The following is a 25,830-nucleotide window of genomic DNA, read 5'->3' as shown; positions in this document are numbered from 1 at the left end:
ACCGGACCCTGGACCGGACAATGTCGGGGATCTAGGGCAGGATAGGTCTGTGAGCACAGGGAAGACCGCAGCAGAGACCGCAGCAGGGACTGAAGAAGCAGCCGAAGCAGCCCCCGGGCACGTCACGGACCCTCAAGGCCCCGACGGGCAGGTCCCGTCCGGGGACATCCGCGCGGAGTATGAAGACCTTGTGGAGCAGGTCCGCAAGCACCGCTTTGCGTACTACCAGCAGGACGCGCCGATCATCTCCGACGCCGAGTTCGACGAGCTCTACCGTCGGCTGGAAACGCTCGAAGCCATGCATCCGGAACTGGTGGCCAACGATTCGCCCACGCAGGAAGTCGGCGGCGAGGTGTCAGCGGCGTTTGCCGCCGTGCAGCATTTGCAGCGCATGTACAGCCTGGAGGATGTCTTCTCGCTCGAGGAGCTGGAGGCCTGGATGGTCAAGGCCGAGGCGGGCGTCGCCAAGCTCGGCAACGGCGGGAACCCGCCGTCGTGGCTCACCGAACTGAAGATCGACGGCCTGGCCGTCAACCTGCTCTACCGCGACGGCGCCCTGGTCCGGGCCGCAACCCGCGGGGACGGCACCACCGGCGAGGACATCACGCACAACGTCCTGACCATCAAGGAAATCCCGCAGCAGCTCAGCGGCACCGGCTTCCCGGCGGAGGTGGAAGTCCGCGGCGAAGTCTTCATCCCGTCGCAGGCCTTCGCGGAATTCAACGAAGCCCTGATCGAGGCCGGCAAGGCGCCGCTGGCCAACCCGCGCAACGCCGCCGCGGGTTCGCTGCGGCAGAAGGACCCCGCGGAAACCGCCAAGCGGCCGCTGCGGATGTACGTCCACGGCATCGGCGCCCGCGAGGGTCTCGACACCGCCAGCCAGTCCGAGACCTACCGCAAGCTGGCCGAGTGGGGACTGCCGACGAGCCCGTATTTCGAGGTCCTGGCCGGGCTGTCCGACGTCCTCGAATTCATCAAGCGCTACGGCGACAAGCGGCACAGCCTCACCCACGAGATCGACGGCATTGTGATCAAGGTGGACGACTTCGCCACCCAGCGGGCCCTGGGCTACACCACCCGGGTGCCGCGCTGGGCCGTGGCCTACAAGTACCCGCCCGAAGAGGTCCACACCAAGCTGCTCGACATCGCCGTCAACGTCGGCCGCACCGGCCGGGTCACCCCGTACGGCGTGATGGAACCGGTCAAGGTTGCCGGCTCCACCGTGGAAATGGCCACCCTGCACAACCAGGAAGTGGTCAAGGCCAAGGGCGTGAAGATCGGCGACATTGTGGTGCTGCGCAAGGCCGGAGACGTGATACCGGAAATTGTGGGCCCGGTGCTGGCGCTGCGGGACCAGCAGGACCCTCCCGTCCGCGACTTCATCATGCCCACCGAATGCCCCGCGTGCGGCACGCCGTTGGCCCCCGGGAAGGAAGGGGACGTGGACATCCGCTGCCCCAACTCCCGGTCCTGCCCGGCGCAGCTGCGCGAACGCGTCTTCCACCTTGCCGGCCGCGGCGCCTTCGACATCGAGGCCCTCGGTTGGGAAGCCGCCATCGCACTGACCCAGCCGGCCGAGCCCGCGGAGCCGCCGCTGACCACCGAGGCGACATTGTTCGACCTCACTCCGGAGCAGCTCGCGGACGTCCGTGTCCGCCGGGAGAAGCGCTCCAAGGGCGCCGGCACAGGGGAATTCGAGCTGGTGCCCTACTTCTTCACCAAGGCCACCACCAAGACCCCGTCCAAGCCCACGGCCACGACGGACAAGCTCTTCCGGGAGCTGGAAAAAGCGAAATCCCAGCCGCTGTGGCGGATCCTGGTGGCTTTGTCCATCCGGCACGTCGGCCCGCGGGCCTCACGCGCCCTCGCCACCGCGTTCGGCAGCATGGACGCCATCCGGCAGGCCTCCGAGGAGGAGCTCGCCCACGTGGACGGCGTGGGCCCGGTCATCGCCCAGGCGCTGACTGAATGGTTCGCCGAGGACTGGCACCGCGACATCGTGGACCGCTGGGCGGACGCCGGCGTCCGGATGGCGGACGAACGCGACGAGTCGACGCCCAGGACGCTGGAGGGGCTGACCGTGGTGGTGACCGGGAGCCTCGAGGGCTTCAGCCGCGATGAGGCCAAGGAAGCCATCCTGATTCGCGGCGGCAAGGCGGCCGGATCGGTGTCGAAGAACACCAGTTACGTGGTGGCGGGCGAGAACGCCGGCACCAAACTGGACAAGGCCGAACAGCTTGGCGTCCCGGTCCTGGATGAGGACGGCTTCCGTGCCCTGCTGGCGAACGGGCCGGCCGGCGAATGAGTTCCCACTCCGCGGGTCCTCCCGCACCTGGCGTTCCGGGGCTGCTCGAACTGGCCAAATCGGCCGCCGCGGCGGGGGCCGCCGTCCTGGCCACCCGGAAGACTGCGGCCCTGGACGTCAGCAACAAGGGCGACTCAGGAGACTGGGTGACCGCCTTCGACCTCGCCGCCGAAGCCGCCGTCCGGGACGTCATCACCGCCGCCCGGCCGTGGGACATCATCACGGGGGAGGAGGGCGGCACCGTCCTGCCGGCGGAGCCCAGCGGCTACCGCTGGTCCATCGACCCGCTCGATGGCACCACCAATTTCATCCGCAACATCGTCTACTACGCCACCTCCGTGGCGGTGGCCGACGCCGACGGCGTCTGGCTGGCCGGCGTCGTCAGCGCACCGGCGCTGGGACGCACCTACTACGCGTCCCGCGGCGAGGGCGCCTGGCTCCAGGAACAGGGCCAGGTGACCGCCCTGTTCGGCCCGGTCCCCGGACGGACCGGCCAGATCCTGGCCACGGGTTTCAACTACGATCCCGGCGTGCGGGCGGAACAGGCCGCAGGCCTCGGCAGCCTGATGGACGGCTTCGCCGACATGCGCCGGCTCGGGTCCGCGGCGCTGGACCTGTGCCTCGTGGCGGACGGCACGCACGACGCCTACGGTGAGCGCGGGCTCAACGAACACGACTTCGCCGCCGGAGCCCTGATCGCCGAGGAGGCAGGCTGCTGGGTGCGCCGGCCGCGGCTCACCAGCCCCCTGGCCGGCGGCCCCTCCGACGACGAGCGCCTGGCCGCATGGACGTGCGCCGGTCCGCTGGAACTCTCCGGCAAATTCCCGCTCTAACGTCGTCCCGCTGGGCCGGCTCTACGCCTGTCAGATGCGCCTGAGTGATAGTTCAGTCACGGAAACGGCCTTTCCGGGCATGGCCCGGGGCGGGCGCCCGTACCATTGACAGGTGCCTTCGCAGATCCTCATTCGCCCCGCCGTTCCGGCCGACTTCGACGCCATAGCGCGCATCACCCGGGACGCCTACCTGGCGGCGGGCTACTTTGAGAGCGCCGACCACCCCTACATGCAGCAGATCCAGAACGTCGGGCAGCGCGCGGCGGCCGCGACGGTTTGGGTCGCCGAGCGTGAGGGCCGGATCCTCGGCTCCGTGACGCTGGCGGTCGCCGGCGAGCCCTACGCGGACATCGCCTTCAGCGACGAGCTCGAGTTCAGGATGCTCGTGGTGGACCCCTCCGTGCAGCGCAGCGGCGCCGGCAAGGCCATGGTCCAGGCCATCATGGAGCACGCCAGGGCCCTGCCCGGTATTCACGCCGTGGCCCTCACCACGGGCGAGAGCTGGGAAAGCGCCCACGGCCTTTACCTGAAGACCGGCTTCGTCCGGGCGCCGGAGCGCGACTGGCTCGTGCCGGGCACGGACATCAAACTGCTCGTTTACCGCCAGGAACTCTAGCCGGGGCGGTGGCCCCGCGCAGGTCCGCCGACACAAAGCAACCCGGTTTGGCGGCCCGGCCGTCCGGCGCCCTACAGTTGTGCCGATCCCTGCGGCAACTGCGAAAGGCCCACCATGCGCAAGACCTTCGGTACCGGCTCCACCTGGGAACAGACCCTCGGCTATTCCCGGGCTGTCCAGGTGGACAACACCCTCTACATCTCCGCGACCGCCGCCAGCGGCGAGGACGGAATCGTGGGCGAAGACTTCTATACCCAGACCAGCTACATCCTGCAGAAGCTCGGCGCCGTGCTGGCCGACGCCGGCTTCGGCTTCGAGGACGTGGTGCAGTCCAAGCTGTACCTGACGGACATCAGCCAGTGGGAAGAGGCCGGCCGGGCCCACGGCGAGGTCTTCGGCGACATCCGCCCCACGCTCTCCCTCGTTCACGTGCTGCCGTTCCTGGATCCCAAGATGCTCGTCGAGATCGAACTCGTCGCCCAAAAGAGCGCCGCCTAGGGCCAAAGCGACGCTTGCCTGGGGCGTTGCGGGGGCCGGGGGGACTCTGGCGGAACCGCCGGACTTGGAGTATGAAGAGCGCATGACCAAGGCACCCGGGCAGGGGCCCACCAGGATCCCCCTCATCGGCCAGTTCCGCTCCTATGACCGCTCGTGGCTGCGCGGCGATCTGATTGCCGGGGTCACCGTCGCGGCCCTGATCGTTCCGAAGAACCTTGGGTACGCAGGCATCGCCGGGATTCCGCTGCAGAACGGGCTGTATGCCGCGGCCGCCGGCGCCATCGTGTACGCGATCTTCGGCACGTGCCGGCAGATCTCGATGGGCCCGAGCTCGGGCCTGGCGGCGGTGGCCGCGAGCGCCGTGCTCGCGGCAGGCATCACGGGCGAGCAGGATATCGCCTCGTTCGTTGCCGGAATCACCCTCGCCTCCGGGATCCTGTTCCTGATTCTTGCCGTCTTCAAGATGGGCTGGATCGCGCAGTTCCTCTCGAAGGCCGTGGTCACCGGCTTCCTTTTCGGCGCGGCGATCGACGTCGTGATCGGCGAGCTCCCCAAACTCACCGGGACCGAGGTCACCGGCTCCAACCCGCTCCAGGAGCTGTGGTCCTGGCTGGGCACCCTGGGCGAGGCGCAGCCGACCACCGTGGTGGTGGGGGCCATCGCGCTGGCTGTCGTCTTCGGGCTGAAAGCCATCGCTCCCCAAGTCCCCGGCGCCCTGGTCCTGGTGGTGGGCGGACTGGCGGCGGAGGCGCTCTTCGGTCTCGGGGCCAAAGGCGTGGCCCTGGTAGGCGACGTACCCAGCGGGCTGCCCTCGCTGCAGGTCCCGGACGGTCAGCTCATGTGGGACCACGTCGGCACCGTGGCGCTCGCGGCGGTGGCGCTGGTCCTGATCGGTTTCTCCCAGACCGCCGGGGATGCGAGGGCGTTCGCTGCCAAACACCGCTACCAGATCGACATCAACCAGGAATCCATTGCCCAGTCAATGGCCAACATCGCCTCGGGTCTCTTCAAGGGGATGCCCGTCTCGACGAGCCTGTCCGCGAGCTCGCTGAACGACCACTCGGGGGCGAAGACCGGACTGGCCTCCCTCACCTCGGGCATCACCGTGCTGCTCACGCTGCTCTTCCTGGCGCCGCTGTTCTCGATCCTCCCCAAACCGGTTTTGGCGGCGCTGATTATCGAGGCCGTCGTCATGGGCATGATGAACGTGCCCGAGCTGCGGCGGCTGGCCCGCGTGCAGAAGTTCGACTTCTGGATTGCGGTCGCGGCGATCATCGGGACCCTCATCTTCGGCGTGCTGGCGGGCGTCGTCATTGGAATCGGACTCTCGCTCATCTGGCTCGTCCGGGTGGCGACCCATCCGGAGATGCCCGACCTGGGCCGCGAGCCCGGCACTCAGGTCTTCCGCGACGCCGGTGAGCACCCCGGCGACGAGACCGTTCCCGGCATTGCCGTGATCCGGTTCGACGGCGGCCTGTTCTTCGCCACGGCCGATGCACTGGAGGACCGCCTGCGCGACGTCATCCAGTCGACGCCGGGGCTCACCGGGATCGTGCTCGACTGCGGCGGGATCAACTTCGTCGACTCGCAGGGGGCGGCAAAGGTGGCGGACATCGTCATCCTCGCCCGGGAGGCCGGGGTCAACCTGCGCCTGACCCGGCTGAAGCCCGCGGTCCGGGCGGTCCTGGAGCGCGACGGCGTGATCGAGCGCATCGGGGCGGACATGATCCACGGCAACATCCACAGGGCCGTGCAGGCGGAGCAGGCGGCGGCACAGAAGGAGCCCGACGGCGCCTAGTGGCCGGCCGGGGCGGGGATTCCGTAACGGTGCTCGGGCCGCCCGGTGGTGCCGTAGCGCAGCTGGATGTCGACGGCGCCGTCGTCCGCCAGCGCGGACAGATACCGCTGGGCGGTGGCCCGGGACACGCCGACCCGGGCGGCGACGTCGGCGGCCGAATACTGCTCGCCGGGCACCAGGGATTCCAGCACCGCGGCCTCGGTGGCGGAGCGGGGACGTGCCGAGGCGACGACGTCGCCCGGGATCAGGGCGCGCTTGGCGCGCTCCACCGTCTCCTGGCTGACGGAGCCCGGCTGGGCCAGGATCCGGCGGTAGCGTGCATAGGAGCGCAGCTGCTGCGAAAGGGATTCGGCCGTGAAGGGCTTGAGCAGGTAGCCCAGTGCCCCGCGGCGGAACGCGAGGCGCAGCGAGGCCGTGTCCGAGGCGGCGCTGAGGATCACGGTGTCGACGTCCAGCTGGTGCAGCAGGTCCAGGCCCGAAGCGTCCGGCAGGTAGACGTCCAGCAGCACCAGGTCCGGGCGGAGGCTGTGGATGGCCTGCAGCGCCTGGGACGCCGAGCCGGCCGGCGGCAGCGCCAGGAAGCCGGCCACCGAATCCACATAGGCGGCATGCAGCTTGGCGACGTGGAAATCATCGTCGACAATCAGCACCCTGAAATCTTCAGACATCGTTGTCCTCCCGGTTTGCTTCAGTGATTCCAGATTCGGTATTTCCCGGCAGCGTTGGCCCCGGTTCGGTGGTTCCCGGCAGCGTGGCGACGAAAACGGCGCCCGGGCCGCCGGGGGAGCCGGCTTCGAGCACCCGCACGTCTCCGCCGCGGCGGCGCGCGAGCTGCCGGGACAGCGCCAGCCCCAGGCCCTGCCCTCCGCCAGGGCGCGCTGGCCGGACCGAGGTCGTGTAGCCCTCCGCGAAGACGCCCTCGGCCTCGGCGGCTGTCATTCCAACGCCCAGGCCGTCGCCGGAATCGGCCACCACAATGTGGAGTGTGCCGGCGCCTCCGTTGATGCCCGGTTCGTCCAGCACTTCGACTTCCACCCAGCGCTCGGCCGCGGATCCGGCGACGGCGGCGTTCACGGCGTTGTCGATCAGGTTCCCCAGGACGGTGGTGACGTCCTGGGGTTCGGTGACGTGGCCGCGGACCACAGATTCCGGGCCGAGGCGGAGGCTCACGCCGCGCTCGTCCGCCTCGACGCCCTTGGCACCGAGGAAGGCCTGCAGGTAGGGGTCCTGGAGCAGCTCGGCCTGGTCCACCGGGAATGCCAGCGGCCCGGTGCCGGCCAGTTTGGCGAGATAGTCTTGGGCCTGCTGGGGCTCCCCGATGCTCATGAACCCGGCGATCGTGTGCAGCTGGTTGGCAAACTCGTGGCGCTGCGCCCGCAATGCCGCGGACATCGTGCCGACGGCGTCGAGCTGGCGGGTCAGCTGCTGCAGCTCGGTCCGGTCCCGCAGCATCACCACCCAGCCCAGGTCCTCGCGGCCGTGCAGGGCCTTGCGGGCGCTCACCACCAGCACCTGGCCGCCGGCCACGAGTTCCACCGCCTCGCCCTCGGCCGCATCGGCCCGGGTCAGGGCCTTGAGCTGCTCCGGGACCGGCGCGGCGGCCCAGGCCGTGCCCGCGAGGTCCGGGACACCGAGCAGCCGCTGGGCGGCGGCGTTGAAAACGCTGACCCTGCCGTCGGCCGAAACGCCGATCACGCCGTCGTCGACGCCCTGCAACACGGCCACCTGGTCGTGCACCAGGGTGCTGATCTCCTCGGGTTCCAGCCCGAGGGTCAGCCGGTGGAGCCGACGCCGCAGCAGGAAGGAGGCGAGCACGCCGGCCAGCAGCGCGCCGGCGGCCGTGACGGCGATGGGGATGATGTCCCGGGCCAGGCTTTGGCTGATCGTCTCGGTGGAGTAGCCCACGCTCACCTCGCCCACCACCGCCGTCGAGTCCGGGGCATACACCGGGACCTTGGCGCCGGCGGACGGGCCCAGCGTGCCCGTGTTCCGCGTGGTGACCTCCCGGCCCGCGAGGGCGTCCGAGGGGTCGGTACTGACCTTTTCGCCCAGCCGCTCCGCGTCGGGGTGCGCCAGCCGGATGCCGGTCTCGTCCGTAATGACCACGAACAGGGCCCCGGTGCGGGTGCGGGCACCCTCCGCGGCAGCCATCAACGGACCGGCCAACAGCTCGGCGGCCGGGGGAGCGGCGGGAAGAGCGCTGATGGACTGGACCTGAGCCCGTACGGAGGGGTCAGAGGCCACGGTCCGGGCCAGGGTCAGCGCCTGGTTCTCCGCCTCGCGGCCCAGCCGGTCATAGCTCAGCCAGGCGTGGACGGCGCTGCTCAGCAGCACCACCAGCGCAACGACGCCGAGCTGCAGCAGCAGCGTCTGGGTCGAAAAGCGCAGTGCCGGCAGAGCTGTGCGGCGCTTCATCGGGCTCCTGCCTGGGGTTGGTACGGACGTGAGCAAAATGCGCAAAATGCATCCAATAAGCAGTATGCCAATCAATTGAGCCAAAGGCCCAGTCGTGACGGGCGCCACTCTAACGTCTGTAGTGCGCATCACACCGGAGTGGTGTCATTCAACGAAGAAGGAGCCGGCCGTGCTGGTATTACTAGGATTCGCCATGATCGCGGTATTCATGGTGCTGATCATGACGAAGAAGTTGACGCCGGTGCTGGCGCTCATCATTGTTCCCACAGTCTTCGGGCTTTTCGCCGGCGCGGGCCTCGGGATCGGCCCGATGGTCATGGACTCCATGAAATCCATGACCTCCACCGCCGCGCTGCTGATGTTCGCGATCATCTACTTCGGGCTGATGATCGACGTCGGGCTCTTTGACCCCCTGGTCCGGTTCATCCTGCGCAAGCTCGGCAACGACCCCGCCAAGGTGGTCCTGGGCACGGCCATCCTCGCGGCAGCGGTCTCCCTCGACGGTGACGGCTCCACCACCTTCATCCTCACCACCGCGGCGATGCTGCCGGTCTACCTGCGGCTGAAGATGAGCCCCGTGGTCCTGACCTGCGTGGCCGGCCTGGCCAACGGCACCATGAACATCCTGCCCTGGGGCGGCCCGACCGCCCGCGCCGCCTCCGCGCTGAAGCTCGACGTCAATGATGTCTTCGTGCCCATGGTCCCGTCCCTCATCGCCGGGCTCATCGTCGTGCTGGTCTTCTCCTGGCTGCTCGGCCTGCAGGAACGCAACCGCCTCCGCGCCGTCGCCCCCGAGATCTGGGGTGTCCCGGATACAGCCGCAGCCTTCGACGGCGACGCAGACGGCGCAGCCGGCGGCAGCGCGGCCGGCGGTACCGGAATCCGCCGCGGCCGCAAGGGCCCCGGCGCCTCGCCCGCCGGGCTCTCCCCGGAAGGATCGTCCGTTGCAGTGCTGGAGCGCGCCGATTCCCTCGTTGACGACCGCGACTCCGCCATGGCCGACACCGCCCTGGACCCCAACCGCAAGACCCTCCGTCCCAAGCTGTTCTGGTTCAACCTCGGCCTCACGGTCGCGGTCATGGTGACGCTCGTCGCCAACGTCATTCCGCTCCCGTTCGTCTTCATGGTCGGCTCCGCCATCGCCCTGCTGGTCAACTTCCCCAAGGTCAAGGACCAGAGCGCCCAGCTGATCGCGCACGCTCCCTCGATCGTCGCCGTCGTCAGCATGGTCATGGCCGCCTCGGTCCTGACCGGCGTCCTCAACGGCACGGGCATGGTCAAGGCCATGTCGGAATGGCTGGTCCAGATCATCCCGTCCGACATGGGTCCGCTGATGGCCGTGATCACCGGCGTCCTGAGCATCCCGATGACGTTCTTCATGAGCAACGACGCCTTCTACTTCGGCGTCCTGCCGGTCCTGAGCGAAACGGCGGCCCACTACGGCGTCAGCGCTGCCGACATGGCCCGTGCTTCCATCACCGGCCAGCCCTTCCACCTCCAGAGCCCCCTGGTCCCGGCCATCCTGCTCCTGGTCTCCCTCGCGAAGGTGGACCTGGGCGACCACCACAAGAAGGTCCTGTGGCGCACGGCCGTGATCTCCCTGGTGATGCTCGGCGTCGGAGTGCTCACCGGAGCCATCGGCATCGGCTAACCACTCCCAACAACACCAACCAACGCGGGGTCACTTACGGCCCATTCGGGACCTCCGGATGGACCGTAAGTGACCCCGCGTTGTTTGTGGTCGTCGTTCCAGGCGGCGGACAGTAACCACCGTCCAACCCACGTAGACTGGGACGGAAAATATCCATACCTTGCAGGGGAGATCCATGGCTGCGATCAACCGCGACGACGTCGCGCATCTCGCGCAACTCGCGCACATCGAGATGAGTGCTGAAGAGCTGGACAGGATGGCCGGCGAACTCGCTGTCATCGTGGATTCAGTGAAGTCCGTCAGTGAAGCCGCCGGTGATGACGTCCCGGCCACGTCCCACCCGATTCCGCTGACCAATGTGTTCCGCGAGGACGTCGTGGGCCACACGTTTACGGCCGAGCAATCCCTCTCCGGTGCCCCCGACGCGTACGAAGGCCGTTTCAAGGTCCCGGCAATCCTGGATGAGGACTAAGACCATGACTGAGAACAACGAACTGATCCGCCTCTCCGCCGCCGCGCTCGCCGAGAAGCTGGCCGCCCGCGAGATCACCGCCGTCGAGGTCACCCAGGCCTACCTGGACCGCATCGCCGCCGTCGACGGCAAGGTCCACGCCTTCCTCCACGTCAACACCGACGAGGCGCTCGCCGTCGCCGCCGAAGTGGATGCGATCCGCGCCGCCGGCGGTGCCGCCGCCGAAGAGCTCCACGTCCTCGCGGGCGTCCCGATCGCCGTCAAGGACCTCATCGTCACGATCGGCCAGCCCACCACGGCCGGCTCGAAGATCCTCGAAGGCTGGCACAGCCCCTACGACGCCACCGTCGTCGAGCGCCTGCGCGCCGCCAAGATGCCGATCCTGGGCAAGACGAACCTCGACGAATTCGCGATGGGCTCCTCCACCGAACACTCCGCCTACGGGCCCACGCACAACCCGTGGGACCTGGACCGCATCCCCGGCGGTTCCGGCGGCGGCTCCGCTGCCGCCGTCGCGGCCTTCGAAGCCCCGCTGGCACTCGGCACGGACACCGGCGGTTCCATCCGCCAGCCCGGCGCCGTCACCGGCACGGTCGGCGTCAAGCCCACCTACGGCGGCGTTTCCCGCTACGGCGCCATCGCCATGGCCTCCTCGCTGGACCAGATCGGCCCGGTCTCGCGCACGGTTCTCGACTCGGCCCTGCTGCACCAGGTGATTGGCGGGCACGATCCGCGCGACTCCACCTCGCTGCCGGACCCGCTCGAGGACCTCGTGGCCGCGGCCAGGACCGGCAACGTCGAGGGCATGAAGATCGGCATCATCAAGGAGCTCCACGGCGAGGGCTACCAGGCCGGCGTCGAGAACCGCTTCAACGAATCCCTCGAGCTGCTCAAGGGCGCGGGCGCCGAGATCGTCGAGGTCTCCTGCCCCAACTTCAAGTACGCCCTGGGCGCCTACTACCTGATCATGCCGTCGGAGGCGTCCTCCAACCTGGCCAAGTTCGACGGCGTCCGCTACGGCCTGCGGGTCCTGCCCAAGGACGGTCCCATGACCATCGAGCGGGTCATGGGCGCCACCCGCGCCGCCGGCTTCGGCGACGAGGTCAAGCGCCGCATCATCCTGGGCACCTACGCCCTGAGCGCCGGCTACTACGACGCCTACTACGGCTCGGCCCAGAAGGTGCGCACCCTGATCCAGCGCGACTTCGACGCCGCCTTCGAAAAGGCCGACGTGCTGATTTCCCCGACGGCGCCGACCACGGCGTTCAAGCTCGGCGAGAAGCTCAACGACCCGCTGGCGATGTACCTCAACGACGTCGCCACCATCCCGGCGAACATGGCAGGCGTCCCCGGCCTGTCCCTGCCCGGCGGCCTGGCCGACGAAGACGGACTGCCCGTGGGCATCCAGCTCCTGGCCCCGGCCCGCCAGGATGCCCGCCTGTACCGCGTCGGCGCGGTCCTGGAATCCCTGCTCGAGGCGCAGTGGGGCGGCCCGCTGCTGGAAAAGGCCCCCTCGCTCACTGCTACTTCTGCGGCTGCCGCCGCCTCAAGCCACGGAGGCTCACACTAATGACTGACGCAACCCTTAGCTTCGAAGAGGCGATGGACAAGTACGATCCCGTCCTGGGGTTCGAGGTCCACGTGGAGCTCAACACCAAGACCAAGATGTTCTCCTCCGCGCCGAACGTCTTCGGCGATGAGCCGAACACCAACGTCAACGAGGTGGATCTCGGCATGCCCGGCGTGCTGCCGGTGGTGAACAAGACCGCGATCGAGTCCTCGATCAAGATCGGCCTGGCGCTGAACTGCAAGATCGCCGAGAAGTGCCGCTTCGCCCGGAAGAACTACTTCTACCCGGACACCCCGAAGAACTTCCAGACCTCCCAGTACGACGAACCCATCGCTTACGACGGGTACCTGGACATCGAGCTCTCCGACGGCACCGTCTTCCGGGTCGAGATTGAACGCGCGCACATGGAGGAGGACGCCGGCAAGCTGACCCACATGGGCGGCGCCACCGGCCGCATCCAGGGCGCGGACTACTCCCTGGTGGACTACAACCGTTCCGGCGTGCCGCTGGTCGAGATCGTCACCAAGCCGATCGAGGGCGCCGGCAGCCGCGCCCCCGAACTCGCCAAGGCCTACGTGGCCGCCGTCCGCGAGATCGTCAAGAACCTCGGGGTTTCGGACGCGAAGATGGAGCGCGGCAACGTCCGCTGCGACGCCAACGTCTCGCTGCGCCCGCACGGCCGCGAACGTTTCGGCATCCGTTCGGAGACCAAGAACGTCAACTCGCTGCGCGCCGTCGAACACGCGGTCCGCTACGAGATCCAGCGGCACGCCGCCGTGCTGGACTCCGGCGAGCCGGTCATCCAGGAAACCCGCCACTGGCACGAGGACACGCGGACCACGACGTCGGGCCGGGCCAAGTCCGACGCCGACGACTACCGCTACTTCCCGGAACCTGACCTGGTCCCGATCACCGCGTCCCGCGAATGGGTCGAGGAGCTCCGGGCCACCCTGCCCGAGCCGCCGGCCGCGCGCCGCAAGCGGCTGCAGGCCGACTGGGGCTACTCGGACCTGGAGTTCCGCGACGTCGTCAACGCCGGCGTCATGGACGAGATCGAGGAAACCATCGCAGCCGGCGCCACCGCCACCGTGGCCCGCAAATGGTGGATGGGCGAGATCGTCGGCCGCGCCAAGAACGCCGACGTCGATCCCGGCCAGCTGGGCGTCAACCCGGCCACCATCGTGGAACTGAACAAGATGGTTGAGGACGGCAAGATCAACAACAAGATGGCCTCCGAGGTCCTGGACGGCGTGCTCGCCGGCGAAGGCACCCCGGCGGAAATCGTCGAGAAACGCGGCCTCGCCGTGGTCTCCGACGACGGCCCGCTTCTCGAAGCGATCGACGCGGCCCTCGCCGCGCAGCCCGGCGTCGCGGACAAGATCCGCGGCGGCAAGATCCAGGCGATCGGCGCGATCGTCGGCGGGGTCATGAAGGCCACCCGCGGGCAGGCCGACGCCGGCCGCGTGCGCGAGCTGATCCTCCAGCGCCTCGGCGTCGAGGGCTAGCCCCTAGCCACCCACTAGATCGGTCATGATGGTCTGCAGTGCTTCGCAGACCATCATGACCGATGTGCGTTTAAGGTTCTCCGGCCGGGCCAGGACGTCGATCCGGCGCCGGGTGCTGATGCCCTCCAGCGGCCGCAGCACAATGTCCGGGTTCAGCACAGGCCGCGCGGTGTGCCGCGGCAGCAGGCCGATCACGCCGCCGGCCGCCACGAGCGCCGCCACGGTCGAGTAGTCGTTGATGCGGTGCACGATGTTCAGCTCACGGCTGGAGACCGCCGCGACGGCGGAAAGCACGTCGGCGGGGGAGTAGCCGGCGCGGCTCGTCACCCACGGTTCGCCCACGACGTCGTCCGCCGTCACCGCCCGCTGGCCGGCCAGCCGGTGCCCGGCCGGCAGCGCCACGTCCAGCGGCTCATGCGCGAGCGGGATCACCGCGACGCGTTCCTCGGGCCAACGCGGGCTGTGGTCCATCCGGTGCGCCAGGACCAGGTCGTAGCGCGCCGTCAGGGCCGGGAAATCCTGTTGCGCGACGTCCTCGTCGGAGAGCAGGATCCGCGGTTGGCCGGGGCCGTCCAGCAGCCGGGCCAGCGGCGCGAACAATGCCTGCCCGGCGCTGTGGAAACCGCTGAGCGTCACCGGCGCCACCGGCGAGCCGTGGTAGGCGCCGATCGCCATCTTCGCATCCGCCATCGCGCTGACCACCGCGGCCCCGGCGTCCGCCAGCACCTGCCCGGCCTCCGTGAGCACCAGGTTCCGGCCCTCCTTGCGGGTCAGCGGCACCTCCACGGTCTTCTGCAGCGCGGCCAGCTGCTGGGACACGGCCGACGGCGTCACCAGGAGGGTTTCGGCGACGGCCTTGACGCTGCCCAGAGCTCCGAGTTCGCGCAACATCTCCAGCTGGTGGATTTCCATGCCAGCCATTCTATGCAACAGCAATTGCTAATTCGTCGATTGAGAAAAATTCGGTTGTGCTAATGCTTTCTGGTGGGTCTAATGGGGTGAGTTGACCCACACGCCCGCCCCGCATGCGGAACAGAACACGCGGAACAGAACGCGCGGAGCAGGACCCCAAAAGCACAGTTAGGAAGGCCCATGAAGGCTCTCTACAAAGCCGGCGCCCACGCAGGATTCGAGCTCGTCGACCGTCCCGAGCCGAAGACCGGCCCCGGCGACGTCAAGATCCGCGTCATGACCACCGGCATCTGCGGCACGGACCTGCACATCCAGGCCTGGGACGCCTGGGCGCAGGGCATCATCAACGCCCCCCTGATCGCTGGCCACGAGTTCTACGGCGAGGTCGTGGAGACCGGCGAGGACGTCCTGGACGTCAAGGTGGGGGACCGGGTCTCCGGCGAAGGCCACATTGTCTGCGGAATCTGCCGCAACTGCCGCGCCGGCCGCCGGCAGATGTGCATCAACACCGTCAGCGTCGGCGTCCAGCGCGACGGCGCCTTCGCCGAGTACGTGGTGATCCCCGAGACCAACGTCTGGGTCCACCAGGACCCCTCGGTCACCCCGGAACTCGGCGCCATCTTCGACCCCTTCGGCAACGCCGTCCACACCGCCCTGAGCTTCCCGCTGGTCGGCGAGGACGTGCTGATCACCGGCGCCGGACCCATCGGCCTGATGGCGATCGCCGTCGCCCGGCACGCGGGCGCCCGCAAGATCGCGATCACCGACGTCTCCGCGCCCCGGCTGGAACTGGCCCGCAGGCTCGGCGTCGACCTCGCGATCGATGTCTCGAAAATGCGGGTCAAGGACGCCCAGCGCGAACTCGGCATGCGCGAAGGCTTCGACATCGGCATGGAAATGTCGGGACACCCCACCGCGCTGCCTGAGATGATCGACAACATGAACCACGGCGGCCGGATCGCGATGCTGGGACTGCCCAGCCAGTCCATTGACATCAACTGGGGCAAGGTGGTCACGCACATGCTGACCATGAAGGGCATCTACGGCCGCGAAATGTTCGAGACCTGGTACGCGATGAGCGCCATGCTCTCCTCCAACCCTGCCCTGCACGCAAACATCTCGGCCGTGGTCACGGACACGCTGCCGGCCACCGACTGGGAAAAGGGTTTCGAGGTGGCCCGCGCCGGCGTCGGCGGCAAGGTGGTCCTCGACTGGACCGTTTTCTAGGCCCCTTTCCTGACCGCACGCTTCCGGGCCCCTGCCCGACACAGCATTCCACGCACAGCATTCCGCCCCCGCATCCAACCAGCCGAGGAGCCAACCCATGTATTCAGCCATCAAGGACCAGCTGCAGCACGAACTCGATGAGATCCGCAGCGCCGGTCTGTTCAAGACCGAGCGGCACATCGACTCGCCGCAGGCCAACCGCATCAAGGCCGGGCAGATCGGTGAGACCGGCGCCGACGTGCTGAACTTCTGCGCCAACAACTACCTGGGCCTCGCCGACCACCCGGACATCATCGCCGCGGCGAAGACCGCCATGGACGAGCGCGGCTTCGGCATGGCCAGCGTGCGCTTCATCTGCGGCACCCAGGACCTGCACCTGGCACTGGAAAAACGTGTCTCGGCGTTCCTCGGCACCGAGGACACCATCCTGTTCTCCAGCTGCTTCGACGCCAACGGCGGCGTGTTCGAGTCCCTCTTCGGCCCGGACGACGCCGTCATCTCGGACGCCCTGAACCACGCGTCCATCATTGACGGCATCCGGCTCTGCAAGGCCCAGCGCTTCCGCTACGCCAACCAGGACATGGCGGACCTCGAATCGAAGCTGATCGAGGCCACCACGCAGGAGAACCCGGCCCGCCGCAAGATCATCGTCACGGACGGCGTCTTCTCGATGGACGGCTTCCTGGCCCCGCTCGAAGCGATCTGCGACCTCGCCGACAAGTACGACGCCCTGGTCATGGTGGACGATTCACACGCGGTGGGCTTCATGGGAGCCACCGGTGCCGGCACGCCGGAACACGCCGGCGTCTCGGACCGCGTGGACATCTACACCGGCACGTTCGGCAAGGCCCTCGGCGGCGCCTCCGGCGGCTATGTCTCGGGCCGCGGTGAGGTGGTGGCGATGCTCCGCCAGAAGGCCCGCCCCTACCTGTTCTCCAACTCGCTGGCCCCGGCGATCGTCGCGGCCACGCTCAAGGCCCTGGACCTCGTGGAAAACTCCGGCGAACTGCGCGGCAAGCTCTTCGCCAACGCGGAGCTCTTCCGGAACCGCATGAGCGAGGAAGGCTTCGACCTGCTCCCCGGCGAGCACGCCATTGTCCCGGTGATGTTCGGCGACGCCGTCATGGCCGCCAAGGTGGCCGATGCCATGCTCCACAACGGCGTCTTCGTCACGGCGTTCAGCTACCCGGTGGTGCCCAAGGGCGCCGCCCGGATCCGCGTCCAGCTTTCGGCCGCACACAGCGCCGACGACGTCGAGGCCTGCGTCCAGGCGTTCGTGCGCAGCCGCGCGGCGGTGGCAGCAGCCTAGTCCGCCTGATCGCCGGGCCGGACCCCCGCTTTCAGCACGGGGTCCGGCCCCACCCCAGGGCCCGGCCCGGCCTTGCTCGTTCATCCCGGCTTCCTCCTCTGGCTTGTCCGCGGGACATGCCCAGCCCCGGCAGCGAGGACTGGACATAATGCCACTCTGTCCAACGGCCACGACCAACGAGGGGCATGTCCCGGGCCTGCCCGCCGCAACGGGGGGACATGTCCAGGCGCGCGGACCAGGGAAGTGCCTGTCCCGGGCCTGCACGCGGCAACGGGGGACATGTCCAGCTCCGGCAGCGAGGACTGGACATAATGCCACTCTGTCCAACGGCCACGACCAACGAAGGGCATGTCCCGTGCCGGTACGCCGCAACGGGGGACATGTCCAACTCGGGCAGCGAGGACTGGACATAATGCCACCATGTCCAACGGCCACGACCAACGAGGGGCATGTCCCGGGCCGGCCCGGGGCAACGAGGGACATGTCCAGTCGCGCGGACCATGGCAGGGCATGTCCCGGGGCGGTGTGCACAATTTGTCCAAGCAGCCGGGGTTCCAAGAAGGTTGCCGCCAAACTCGGAATCGTGGAGAGGGCATGTGCCGAGAACGCCGTGAGCCCTGGACATTTCAACGCCCTGGGACCCAACAACGGCGCAGGTGATGACTGTGGAACCGATTGACGCCGCTCGCCCGGGCGCAGGTTGCGGTAAACGCCGGATACCGGGACGTGATCACCTGACCCGACGATCTGCAAGGATGGGATCATGTCAGCTCATTACGATGTCGTAATTGTCGGCGGCGGGATCGCCGGCCTGTCCCTTGCCTCCGCCTTGGCCGGGCACTGCAGCGTGGCCCTGATCGAAGCCGAGCAGACCCTGGCCTACCACACCTCGGCCCGCTCCGCCCGGCAACTGATTCCCAGCTACGGCCCGCCCGTGGTCCAGGAGCTCACCGTCCGGACGCTCGACCTCATCGCGGCCCAGGACGCCGAACGTCCGGAACCGGTGCTCACCCCGCGCAGCTTCATGCTGATCGGGGACGACGCCACCGTCCGGGCGGAGGCAAGCGGACACATGCAGCGGATCACCCACGCCGAGGCACTGGATCTGTGCCCGGCCCTGGTCCCGGATTCGTTCAGCGCCGCCGGGCTGGACACCGGGTCCTTCGCCTGCAACGCCCCCGTGCTGCTCGAGGACCACCGGCGGCTCGCCGTGGCCGGCGGCGTGGACATCATTACCGGCGCCAGGGTCCATTCCGCCCAGCGGCTGGGCACCGGCTGGGAACTGGGCGCCGGGCAGGAAGGCTTCCAGTCCGCCGTCGTGGTCAATGCCGCCGGTGCCTGGGCCGACGAGCTCGCCGTCCTCAGCGGCGTCGAGAAGCTCGGCCTGCAGCCGTACCGGCGCACCGCGGCGATCGTCGACGTCGAGAATCCCCTCCCGGAAGCTAGCCCGATGGTGGCGGCGGCCGATGACAGCTTCTACTTCCGGCCGGACAACGGCCAGGTCCTGATCTCGCCCGCCGAACACGTGCCGAGCGGACCCGAGGACGCCCGGCCCTATCCCGGCGACGTCGAACGGGTCATCGCCCGGCTCAACGAGATCACGACGCTCGGGATCCGCAACGTCCGCACGGCCTGGACGGGGCTGCGGACGGAGGCGGCCGACGGCGTCCCGGTGGTGGGGTTCGACGCCGAGGCCACCGGATTCTTCTGGCTCGCCGGCCAGGGCGGGTACGGATTCCAGACCTCATCCGGCGTCGCGGAACTGGCCGCCGGGCTGATCCTCGCCGGCCAGGGCACCGCCCCGGCCCTGGCCCCGGCTGTGCCCCTGGCTGTGCCCCCGTCCACCGAGGCCAGTCCGGCATCCCGGACAGCGGAGGCGCTGGCCGCGACCCGCTGGTCCATCCGGCGCTGAAGAATGGATCCATGAGTACCCTCATCACCAATATCGCCGAACTGATGACCCAGGACGCGGAACACCGCGTCCTCCGCGACGCGGCGGTGGTAATAGAGGGGGAGCGGATTTCCTGGCTCGGGCCCGCGGCCGACGCCCCGGCCGCGGACGAACGGGTGGATGCCGGTGGCCGGGCGCTCCTCCCGGGCTGGGTCGACTCGCACACGCACCTGATCTTCGCGGGGGACCGCACTGCCGAGTTCGAGGCGCGGATGGCGGGAGAAAGCTACAGCGCCGGCGGGATCGCCGTCACCACCGGCGCCACCCGGAGCACGAGCGACTTCGACCTGACCCGGCTGGCGATGGGCCGCGTCGCTGAGGCCGTGTCGCAGGGCACCACCTACCTGGAGACCAAAACCGGCTACGGCCTGGACCTCGAGAACGAGGCCCGCAGCGCCCGCATCGCCTCCACCGTGGCGGACGAGGTGACTTACCTGGGGGCGCACCTTGTGCCCGCCGGGATGGATGCGGAGGAATACACGGAGCTGGTCTGCGGGCCGATGCTCACCGCGGTCCTGCCCTACGTCCGCTGGGCCGACGTCTTTTGCGAGCAGGGCGCGTTCAACGAGGACCAGTCCCGCCGGGTGCTGCTGGCCTGCAAGGCCGCCGGGCTGGGGCTGCGCGTCCACGGCAACCAGCTCGGCGAGGGCCCCGGCGTCAGGCTGGCCGTCGAAGTCGGCGCCGCGAGCGTGGACCACGTGAACTACCTTTCGGCCGCGGATGTCGATGCCCTTGCCGGCAGCTGGTCCGGCTGGGACGCCGCCGGCGGCAGCGGCACGCCCGGATCCGGGCAGCGCGGCACGGTCGCCACGTGCCTGCCGGCCTGCGATCTCTCCACCCGGCAGCCGCTGGCCCCCGGCCGTGAACTGCTCGACGCCGGTGTGCAGCTGGCGCTGGCCTCCAACTGCAACCCCGGCACGTCCTACACCAGCTCCATGGCGTTCTGCGTCACCACCGCCGTGCTGCAGATGCGGCTCAGCGTCCACGAGGCGGTGCGCGCCGCGACCTACGGCGGCGCGCTGGCCCTGGGCCGGGAGTCCGGGAACGACGCCGACGGCGAACGCGCGGTGGGCTCGATCGCCGTCGGACACCGCGCGGACCTGCACCTGCTCAACGCGCCTTCCGCCACGCATCTGGCCTACCGGCCAGGCATCCCCCTGACGCACGCGGTGTGGCGCGCCGGTGTGGCGCAGCCGGTCCGTTAGCGGGCCGGTCCGCTGACCTGGCTGGCTCCGGCTCCGGACGGGCCGCCCTAGAACATCATGGGCGGTGCGTCGAGGACGGTCTCGTCCACGCGCCTCTTCTCCCACTGCGTGAAGGGCTTGTCGAGCTCGTACTTGCCGTGCGAAGTGCGCAGCAGGGTGCGGACCTCGGCGTTCTCGGGGTTATTCAGGGACTCGAAATATTCCACCGACCAGTGGAACCAGCGCATGCAGAACAGCCGCATGGTCAATCCGTGCGTCACAAACAGCGCGTTCGGGGCATAGCCGGGCCGGGACCAGTGCCGGTGCAGGGTTTCCATGAAGGAAGAAATCCTGTCATACACATCGGAACCGGACTCGCCCTCGCGGAAGCGGTAGAAGAAGTGCCCGTAGGCGTTGCGGAGCTCCTTCTGGTCCTCGATGTCGCCGGCGATCTGAAAGTTGGCCCAGTCCTGTTCGCGCAGGCGCGGTTCCTCGATCACCCGCTCCACGAGCGGGCCGAGATTCAGCGCCTCGAGGGTCTGGTAGGCGCGCAGGTAGGGGGAGACGTAGACGCACACCGGGCGGCCGTCCAGCTGGCGCCGGACCTCCTCCCCGGCCGCGGTGGCCTGCTCCAGGCCCAGCGCGGTCAACGGGATCCGGTAGTCCGGAACACGGTTGTAGATCGAGGTGTCGGCATTGGCGGCAGACTGGCCGTGCCGGATCATGATGATTTTCCGGGGCGCACTCATAATCCCCAAGCATAGGGCTCCCAAAAAGCCGGGGGTGCCGGCGCGGCCGGCACCACGCGGGCACCAGCAAACTATCGGCAAGTGCAGGCAAGATAGAACCATGTTGGTTCCCTCCCGCCGTCGGTTGCGGTTCGAAGTGTTGATTGTCCTGGGGTTGTCGCTCGGGCAGTCCGCGATCTACTCCCTGGTGCAGTTGCTGGACAAGATGACCACGGCGCCGCTGGCCCAGGGGACATCCACCCTGAACCGCTCACAGAGCGCACGCGAATACTTCGACCTCACCTACCAGTTGCTGGACATCATCTTCGCCCTGGTCCCGGTGGCCCTCGTGATCTATTTCCTCACCGAACACTGGCCGGCCGGTGAGCGCGGAACCTCGGCGTTCCGAAGGATCGGCTTCGACTTCGCCCGGCCCGGCAAGGACCTCCTGCAGGGTCTCGGACTCGCCGCGCTCATCGGCATTCCGTCCCTGGGGCTCTACGCCGCCGGCCGGGCGCTGGGGATCACGACGGCGATCATCCCCAGTGCCCTGGACGCGTACTGGTGGACCGTGCCGGTGCTGGTCCTGTCCGCGATCCGGCACGCGGTGGTCGAGGAAGTGATTGTGGTGGCGTACCTGCTGGACCGGCTCGGGAAACTGGGCTGGAGCGTGCCGGCGGCCATCGCCGCCAGCGCCCTGCTCCGCGGCAGCTATCACCTGTACCAGGGGTTCGGGCCGTTCATCGGCAACGCGGTGATGGGCGTCGTCTTCGCGCTGGTCTACATCCGGACCAAACGGGTGATGCCGCTGGTGATCGCCCACGCCATCCTGGACACCGTGGCGTTCGTGGGGTTCAGCCTGTTCGGCAAGGCCGTGGGCTTGGGCTGAGTTCCCCGCAAAGCAAGGCGGGGTCCCTTCGGGCCCATCCGGAGCCCCCGGACGGGCGCGAAGTGGCCTCGCGTTGCTTTTAGGAGCAGGCCTTAAATGATCTCGGCCGCCGTCTCCTAGGTGACATCGTTGGCACCTAAGAGATGGCGGCCGAAGCGTGGGGCAGGTGGAGCGTTAGATCGTGACCGCTCCGGAGGCGGTCTCGAAGGTGACAGAGAGGATGCCGGGAGTACCGTGCGGCGCGATCCAGTTCACGGCGACGTCTTCGAGCGGCTTTTCAACCGGTTCGCCCAGCCACTCCGTGACGCGCTCGGCCGAACCGGCAATGGTCAGTGCGGACATCTTGACATCGCTCGCGTAGGCGTTGGACGGGTGCAACTCCGGGTCGCCCTCCCACTTGAGCATGTATGGCACCTGGGGGTCGGCGATGAGCCCCAGGATGCCGATCTGCTTCCAGACCAATTCGCGGCCGTCGGGAAACTTCCGGTTGCCGTTGACGGCGGCGCGGCCGAGCCGCTCCTCGAACGGGGCCAGGTCGTCAACCTCGACGCACCAGCCCATCCAGCCGCCGCCGGCCTCGGAGCGTGCCCGGACGGCCTGGCCGAACGGGGCCTTGTCGGAGGCCGGGTGGTTCAGGACCTCCACGACTTCCAGGTACTTGTGTCCCGCGAGCGGGATAATCATGTTGCGTGTCCCGAAACGGGGGTGCACTCCACCCTTCACGGCTTCAACGCCGAGGGCAGACGCAATACGTTCAGTGGTGGCTGCCAAGCCATCGTGTTCACAGGCGTAAGAGACGTGATCCATGCGCATGCCATCATCTTGGCACTTTGTGATGGACCTCTCAGCTTAGGCTCCCCTAACCGTCATGGGACGTCCTGGGGCGCGGAACGCGGCGCCCCGGATGCTCCGTCACGGCGGCCGTCTTCATCTTCGTCACAAAGCTATCCAGGGCTCCGCCGCCATTCCTACACTGAAGTCAGGTCATGAGTGCCAGTGCACAGCCCCGGCTTGCTGGCCGGCAACCCTCGTATCGCGGTGGGGTGCCCCGGGTGAAGACCTGGCCGTCCGGCGCCCGCCGGAGGGCAAGCGCGGCGCCTGTTCCGGTTCGGGCCGAAAGCCCAGGCCGGTGCTGTGCCCAGTGACTCGAGGAGCACCAATGTCCAACGCCTGGTCCTTTGAAACCCGCCAGATCCACGCCGGCCAGGAGCCGGACAGCGCCACCGGCGCGCGTTCCCTGCCTATCTACCAGACGACGTCGTTCGTGTTCCCCAGCGCCGAAAGCGCCGCGAACCGCTTTGCGCTCGCCGAGCTCGCGCCCATCTACACCCGGATCGGCAACCCGACCCAGGACGCCGTCGAACAGCGCGTCGCCAGCCTGGAAGGCGGTCTCGCGGCGCTGCTGCTCAGCTCCGGCCAGGCCGCCGAGACGTTCGCCATCCTCAATATCGCCGAGGCCGGGGACCATGTGGTGGCCAGCCCCAGCCTCTATGGCGGAACCTACAACCTGCTCGCGCACACGCTGAAGAAGTTCGGCATCTCCGTGACCTTCGTGGCGGACCCGGACAACCTGGACCAGTGGCGGGACGCCGTCCAGCCCAACACCAAGCTGTTCTTCGGCGAAGTGGTCTCCAACCCCCGCCAGGACGTCCTGGACATCGAGGGCGTCTCCCGGGTGGCGCACGAGGCCGGCGTGCCGCTGGTTGTCGACAACACGCTCTCCACCCCCTACCTGATCCGGCCGATCGAGTGGGGCGCGGACATCGTGGTCCATTCCGCCACCAAGTACCTGGGCGGGCACGGCGCCGCGATCGCCGGCGTGATCGTGGACTCCGGCAACTTCGACTTCGGGAAGGACCCGGAGCGGTTCCCCGGCTTCAACACCCCCGACCCCACCTACAACGGCCTGGTCTACGCCCGCGACCTCGGAGCGGGCGGCGCGCTGGGCGCGAATCTCTCCTACATCCTCAAGGCCCGGGTCCAGCTCCTGCGCGACCTCGGCTCCGCGGTGTCCCCGTTCAACGCGTTCCTCATCGCCCAGGGCATCGAAACGCTGAGCCTGCGCGTCGAGCGCCACGTGGCCAACGCCACGAAGGTGGCGCAATGGCTGGAGGGGCGGGACGACGTCGAATCGGTCGCCTACGCCGGGCTGCCGTCCAGCCCCTGGTACGAGCGCGGCCGCAAGTACGGGCCCAAGGGGACCGGCGCCGTCGTGGCGTTCAACATTGCCGGGGGAGCGGAGGCCGGCAAGCGGTTCGTCGATGCCCTCGAACTGCACTCGCACGTCGCGAACATCGGCGATGTCCGGTCGCTCGTGATCCATCCGGCGTCGACCACACACAGCCAGCTCTCGCCCGAACAGCAGGTGATCGCCGGGGTGAACCCCGGGCTGGTGAGGCTTTCGGTGGGACTGGAGCACATTGACGACATCCTCGCGGACCTCGACGCCGGATTCCGCGCGGCCAAGTCCGTCTAGGCCGAAGCCCACGCCGAATTTCCCCACCTTTGCGGGCATGACACCGGGAATCGCCGGCACTTCGGGGCGACCCGCCGGCCACGGCTGTCAAAGGTGGGGAGTCTGCGGTGCTGACGGGTCCGGCTGTCACATGGAAGTCATAATCTTCGTCATTTCCGCACCCCGTTTCGTAGACTCGTACCAGGTCATGAGTGCCAGCGACAGCCCCGGCTTGCTGGCCGGCAACCCTCCTTTTGCGGCGGGGTGCCCCGGGTGAAGACCTGGCCTGCCGGTCAGCTGACGGCGGGCAAGCGCGAAGATAGGTCCTCACATGACGATTGCCGTCACCCGCACGGGTGTTCCCGAAACCAAACCATCCCGGACCCCTGACGGGACCGTCCAGTTCGTCAGGATCGGTGATCTGCAGCTCGAATCCGGGACTCCGTTGCCGGATGTGGTGCTCGCCTACGAGACGTGGGGGACCCTGAACGCGGAGGCCTCCAACGCCGTGCTCATTGAACACGCCCTGACCGGCGATACACACGTGACCCGCGGCGAGAGCGGGGAGCCCGGCTGGTGGGAACAGCTCGCCGGACCCGGGGCTCCCGTGGACACGGACAAGTATTTCGTCGTTTCGATCAACATCCTGGGCGGCTGCTACGGATCCACCGGACCTTCCACCCCGGCCCCCGACGGGCGCCCTTGGGGATCGCGGTTCCCGCTGGTCACCCTGCGGGACACCGCCGCCGCCGAGGCGCGGCTGGCCGATGCCCTGGGCATCGGCAGCTGGTACGCGGTGCTGGGCGGCTCGCTCGGCGGCGCGCGCGCCCTTGAATGGGCCGTCACGTTTCCCGGCCGGGTCCGGCGCTGCGCCGTGATTTCCGTCGGCGCCAGCAGCACCGCCGAACAGATTGCCTTCGCGCAGGCGCAGACGCTGGCTATCCGCCAGGACCCCCACTTCAAGGGCGGGGACTACTACGGCGGCCCGGAACCCGAGGCAGGGCTCGCCCTCGCCCGGCGCATCGCGCACATCACCTACCGCTCAGCGGCCGAACTGGACGGCCGGTTTGGCCGCAACGCCCAGGAGTCCGAGACGCCCCTGGAAGCCGGATCGCTGGCCGGACGCGGGCGCTACCAGGTGGAAAGCTACCTGGACCACCAGGGCAGCAAACTGGCCCGGCGTTTCGACGCGAACAGCTACATCGCGATCACCGAAGCCCTCATGAGCCACGATGTGTGCCGGGGGCGCGGAAGCCTCGGGGAGGCACTGGCCCCGGCCACCGCCGAATTCCTGGTGGCGGCCGTGGACTCGGACCGCCTGTATTTCCCGGCCCAGTCCCGTCAACTGGCAGAGGCCCTGCCGGGCGGCCCGGAACTGCACATCATTGAAGCGCCGATCGGCCACGACGGCTTCCTGACCGAAATCGGCCAGCTCAGCGGGCAGCTCCGGGAGACCTTCTTCGGCCACTAGGCCGGCCCGCTTGTGCATTTTTGCAGATGCGCTCTGCACTA

General features: G+C 68.6%; 21 protein-coding genes and 2 riboswitches. Of the genes, 16 read left to right on the top strand and 5 right to left on the bottom strand.

The features are described from left to right. Positions 1-49: 49 nt before the first annotated feature. The 5 genes from ligA (at position 50) to AC1DKN_RS13870 (ending at position 6,050) form a co-directional block, all read left to right on the top strand. Positions 50-2,305 (top strand): NAD-dependent DNA ligase LigA, encoded by a 2,256-nt coding sequence (gene ligA, locus AC1DKN_RS13890; RefSeq protein WP_476871588.1) that lies wholly within the window; start codon positions 50-52, stop codon positions 2,303-2,305. Beyond that, positions 2,302-3,138, top strand: a complete 837-nt coding sequence (locus AC1DKN_RS13885) for an inositol monophosphatase family protein (RefSeq protein ID WP_476849357.1) — start codon at positions 2,302-2,304, stop codon at positions 3,136-3,138. Before ligA ends, AC1DKN_RS13885 begins: the two co-directional genes overlap by 4 nt. A 112-nt stretch (positions 3,139-3,250) precedes the next feature. After that, positions 3,251-3,754, top strand: a complete 504-nt coding sequence (locus tag AC1DKN_RS13880) for a GNAT family N-acetyltransferase (RefSeq protein WP_223914089.1) — start codon at positions 3,251-3,253, stop codon at positions 3,752-3,754. Between the two features lie 114 nt (positions 3,755-3,868). Beyond that, positions 3,869-4,252, top strand: a complete 384-nt coding sequence (locus tag AC1DKN_RS13875; protein ID WP_476849359.1) for a RidA family protein — start codon at positions 3,869-3,871, stop codon at positions 4,250-4,252. 82 nt (positions 4,253-4,334) lie between these two features. Continuing rightward, a complete protein-coding gene (locus AC1DKN_RS13870; RefSeq protein WP_476871587.1) occupies positions 4,335-6,050 on the top strand; it encodes a SulP family inorganic anion transporter in 1,716 nt (571 codons plus the stop codon). Here the strand turns inward: AC1DKN_RS13870 and AC1DKN_RS13865 are convergent. Further along, positions 6,047-6,718 (bottom strand): response regulator, encoded by a 672-nt coding sequence (locus AC1DKN_RS13865; RefSeq protein ID WP_223914086.1) that lies wholly within the window; start codon positions 6,716-6,718, stop codon positions 6,047-6,049. The genes AC1DKN_RS13870 and AC1DKN_RS13865 overlap by 4 nt on opposite strands. Continuing rightward, entirely contained in the window at positions 6,711-8,465 is a 1,755-nt protein-coding gene (locus AC1DKN_RS13860; RefSeq protein ID WP_476871586.1) for a sensor histidine kinase, read from the bottom strand. The genes AC1DKN_RS13865 and AC1DKN_RS13860 overlap by 8 nt, the downstream gene beginning before the upstream one ends. A gap of 169 nt (positions 8,466-8,634) precedes the next feature. Here AC1DKN_RS13860 and AC1DKN_RS13855 point away from each other — a divergent pair, with 169 nt between their 5' ends. From AC1DKN_RS13855 to gatB, 4 genes are all read left to right on the top strand, one after another. Continuing rightward, positions 8,635-10,116, top strand: a complete 1,482-nt coding sequence (locus AC1DKN_RS13855) for a CitMHS family transporter (RefSeq protein WP_476871585.1) — start codon at positions 8,635-8,637, stop codon at positions 10,114-10,116. 175 nt (positions 10,117-10,291) lie between these two features. Continuing rightward, complete coding sequence (gene gatC / locus AC1DKN_RS13850; RefSeq protein ID WP_026537696.1) at positions 10,292-10,588, top strand: Asp-tRNA(Asn)/Glu-tRNA(Gln) amidotransferase subunit GatC; 297 nt, start codon at positions 10,292-10,294, stop codon at positions 10,586-10,588. A 4-nt stretch (positions 10,589-10,592) separates the two neighbouring features. After that, positions 10,593-12,158: an Asp-tRNA(Asn)/Glu-tRNA(Gln) amidotransferase subunit GatA gene (gene gatA, locus AC1DKN_RS13845; RefSeq protein ID WP_476859089.1), complete on the top strand. Its 1,566-nt coding sequence runs from the start codon at positions 10,593-10,595 to the stop codon at positions 12,156-12,158. Beyond that, positions 12,158-13,663, top strand: coding sequence for an Asp-tRNA(Asn)/Glu-tRNA(Gln) amidotransferase subunit GatB (gene gatB, locus AC1DKN_RS13840; RefSeq protein WP_476871584.1), 1,506 nt, complete (start codon positions 12,158-12,160; stop codon positions 13,661-13,663). Before gatA ends, gatB begins: the two co-directional genes overlap by 1 nt. Before the next feature lie 3 nt (positions 13,664-13,666). Here the strand turns inward: gatB and AC1DKN_RS13835 are convergent, their stop codons facing one another. Further along, positions 13,667-14,575, bottom strand: a complete 909-nt coding sequence (locus AC1DKN_RS13835) for a LysR family transcriptional regulator (protein ID WP_018774590.1) — start codon at positions 14,573-14,575, stop codon at positions 13,667-13,669. 180 nt (positions 14,576-14,755) lie between these two features. On the opposite strand from AC1DKN_RS13835, the gene tdh reads away from it, so the two are divergent. The 4 genes from tdh to AC1DKN_RS13815 all read left to right on the top strand — a co-directional run bounded on the left by tdh (position 14,756) and on the right by AC1DKN_RS13815 (position 20,267). Next, on the top strand, positions 14,756-15,802 hold the full coding sequence (tdh, locus tag AC1DKN_RS13830) for an L-threonine 3-dehydrogenase (RefSeq protein ID WP_476871583.1): 1,047 nt from the start codon (positions 14,756-14,758) through the stop codon (positions 15,800-15,802). Positions 15,803-15,899: 97 nt separating this feature from the next. Then, entirely contained in the window at positions 15,900-17,111 is a 1,212-nt protein-coding gene (locus AC1DKN_RS13825) for a glycine C-acetyltransferase (RefSeq protein WP_230008568.1), read from the top strand. Positions 17,112-17,874: 763 nt separating this feature from the next. Beyond that, positions 17,875-19,023 (top strand): NAD(P)/FAD-dependent oxidoreductase, encoded by a 1,149-nt coding sequence (locus tag AC1DKN_RS13820; RefSeq protein WP_476871582.1) that lies wholly within the window; start codon positions 17,875-17,877, stop codon positions 19,021-19,023. Between the two features lie 11 nt (positions 19,024-19,034). Further along, a complete protein-coding gene (locus tag AC1DKN_RS13815; RefSeq protein ID WP_476871581.1) occupies positions 19,035-20,267 on the top strand; it encodes an amidohydrolase family protein in 1,233 nt (410 codons plus the stop codon). A 47-nt stretch (positions 20,268-20,314) separates the two neighbouring features. Here the strand turns inward: AC1DKN_RS13815 and AC1DKN_RS13810 are convergent, their stop codons facing one another. Continuing rightward, positions 20,315-20,995, bottom strand: coding sequence for a histidine phosphatase family protein (locus AC1DKN_RS13810; protein WP_028278302.1), 681 nt, complete (start codon positions 20,993-20,995; stop codon positions 20,315-20,317). Positions 20,996-21,095: 100 nt separating this feature from the next. On the opposite strand from AC1DKN_RS13810, the gene AC1DKN_RS13805 reads away from it, so the two are divergent. After that, entirely contained in the window at positions 21,096-21,863 is a 768-nt protein-coding gene (locus tag AC1DKN_RS13805; protein WP_028278301.1) for a CPBP family intramembrane glutamic endopeptidase, read from the top strand. A gap of 174 nt (positions 21,864-22,037) precedes the next feature. Here the strand turns inward: AC1DKN_RS13805 and AC1DKN_RS13800 are convergent, their stop codons facing one another. Next, complete coding sequence (locus AC1DKN_RS13800) at positions 22,038-22,676, bottom strand: VOC family protein (protein WP_223914077.1); 639 nt, start codon at positions 22,674-22,676, stop codon at positions 22,038-22,040. 169 nt (positions 22,677-22,845) lie between these two features. Further along, positions 22,846-22,961, top strand: a riboswitch (SAM riboswitch). A gap of 61 nt (positions 22,962-23,022) precedes the next feature. Between AC1DKN_RS13800 and AC1DKN_RS13795 the strand changes: the two genes are divergently transcribed. Further along, the gene (locus AC1DKN_RS13795; RefSeq protein WP_476871580.1) at positions 23,023-24,339 is read left to right on the top strand and encodes a bifunctional o-acetylhomoserine/o-acetylserine sulfhydrylase; all 1,317 of its coding nucleotides are present in this window, start codon (positions 23,023-23,025) and stop codon (positions 24,337-24,339) included. A 183-nt stretch (positions 24,340-24,522) separates the two neighbouring features. Continuing rightward, a riboswitch (SAM riboswitch) is annotated at positions 24,523-24,638 on the top strand. Positions 24,639-24,649: 11 nt separating this feature from the next. After that, on the top strand, positions 24,650-25,789 hold the full coding sequence (gene metX / locus AC1DKN_RS13790; RefSeq protein ID WP_476871579.1) for a homoserine O-acetyltransferase MetX: 1,140 nt from the start codon (positions 24,650-24,652) through the stop codon (positions 25,787-25,789). Positions 25,790-25,830: the final 41 nt, after the last annotated feature.

Source organism: Arthrobacter sp. 01N444 (genome assembly GCF_056399305.1).
Note: the sequence above shows the minus strand (reverse complement) of the source record. Positions and strands in the feature narration are given on the sequence as shown.

Bases quoted from the DNA above. Each gene is read 5' to 3' on its own strand.
- AC1DKN_RS13800 (WP_223914077.1), bottom strand. From the start codon at position 22,676: ATGCGCATGGATCACGTCTCTTACGCCTGTGAACACGATGGCTTGGCA.
- gatC (WP_026537696.1), top strand. From the start codon at position 10,292: ATGGCTGCGATCAACCGCGACGACGTCGCGCATCTCGCGCAACTCGCG.
- AC1DKN_RS13870 (WP_476871587.1), top strand. From the start codon at position 4,335: ATGACCAAGGCACCCGGGCAGGGGCCCACCAGGATCCCCCTCATCGGC.
- AC1DKN_RS13835 (WP_018774590.1), bottom strand. From the start codon at position 14,575: ATGGAAATCCACCAGCTGGAGATGTTGCGCGAACTCGGAGCTCTGGGC.
- AC1DKN_RS13795 (WP_476871580.1), top strand. From the start codon at position 23,023: ATGTCCAACGCCTGGTCCTTTGAAACCCGCCAGATCCACGCCGGCCAG.
- AC1DKN_RS13820 (WP_476871582.1), top strand. From the start codon at position 17,875: ATGTCAGCTCATTACGATGTCGTAATTGTCGGCGGCGGGATCGCCGGC.
- AC1DKN_RS13815 (WP_476871581.1), top strand. From the start codon at position 19,035: ATGAGTACCCTCATCACCAATATCGCCGAACTGATGACCCAGGACGCG.
- AC1DKN_RS13875 (WP_476849359.1), top strand. From the start codon at position 3,869: ATGCGCAAGACCTTCGGTACCGGCTCCACCTGGGAACAGACCCTCGGC.
- AC1DKN_RS13805 (WP_028278301.1), top strand. From the start codon at position 21,096: ATGTTGGTTCCCTCCCGCCGTCGGTTGCGGTTCGAAGTGTTGATTGTC.
- AC1DKN_RS13860 (WP_476871586.1), bottom strand. From the start codon at position 8,465: ATGAAGCGCCGCACAGCTCTGCCGGCACTGCGCTTTTCGACCCAGACG.
- metX (WP_476871579.1), top strand. From the start codon at position 24,650: ATGACGATTGCCGTCACCCGCACGGGTGTTCCCGAAACCAAACCATCC.
- AC1DKN_RS13865 (WP_223914086.1), bottom strand. From the start codon at position 6,718: ATGTCTGAAGATTTCAGGGTGCTGATTGTCGACGATGATTTCCACGTC.
- tdh (WP_476871583.1), top strand. From the start codon at position 14,756: ATGAAGGCTCTCTACAAAGCCGGCGCCCACGCAGGATTCGAGCTCGTC.
- gatB (WP_476871584.1), top strand. From the start codon at position 12,158: ATGACTGACGCAACCCTTAGCTTCGAAGAGGCGATGGACAAGTACGAT.
- gatA (WP_476859089.1), top strand. From the start codon at position 10,593: ATGACTGAGAACAACGAACTGATCCGCCTCTCCGCCGCCGCGCTCGCC.
- AC1DKN_RS13810 (WP_028278302.1), bottom strand. From the start codon at position 20,995: ATGAGTGCGCCCCGGAAAATCATCATGATCCGGCACGGCCAGTCTGCC.
- AC1DKN_RS13825 (WP_230008568.1), top strand. From the start codon at position 15,900: ATGTATTCAGCCATCAAGGACCAGCTGCAGCACGAACTCGATGAGATC.
- AC1DKN_RS13885 (WP_476849357.1), top strand. From the start codon at position 2,302: ATGAGTTCCCACTCCGCGGGTCCTCCCGCACCTGGCGTTCCGGGGCTG.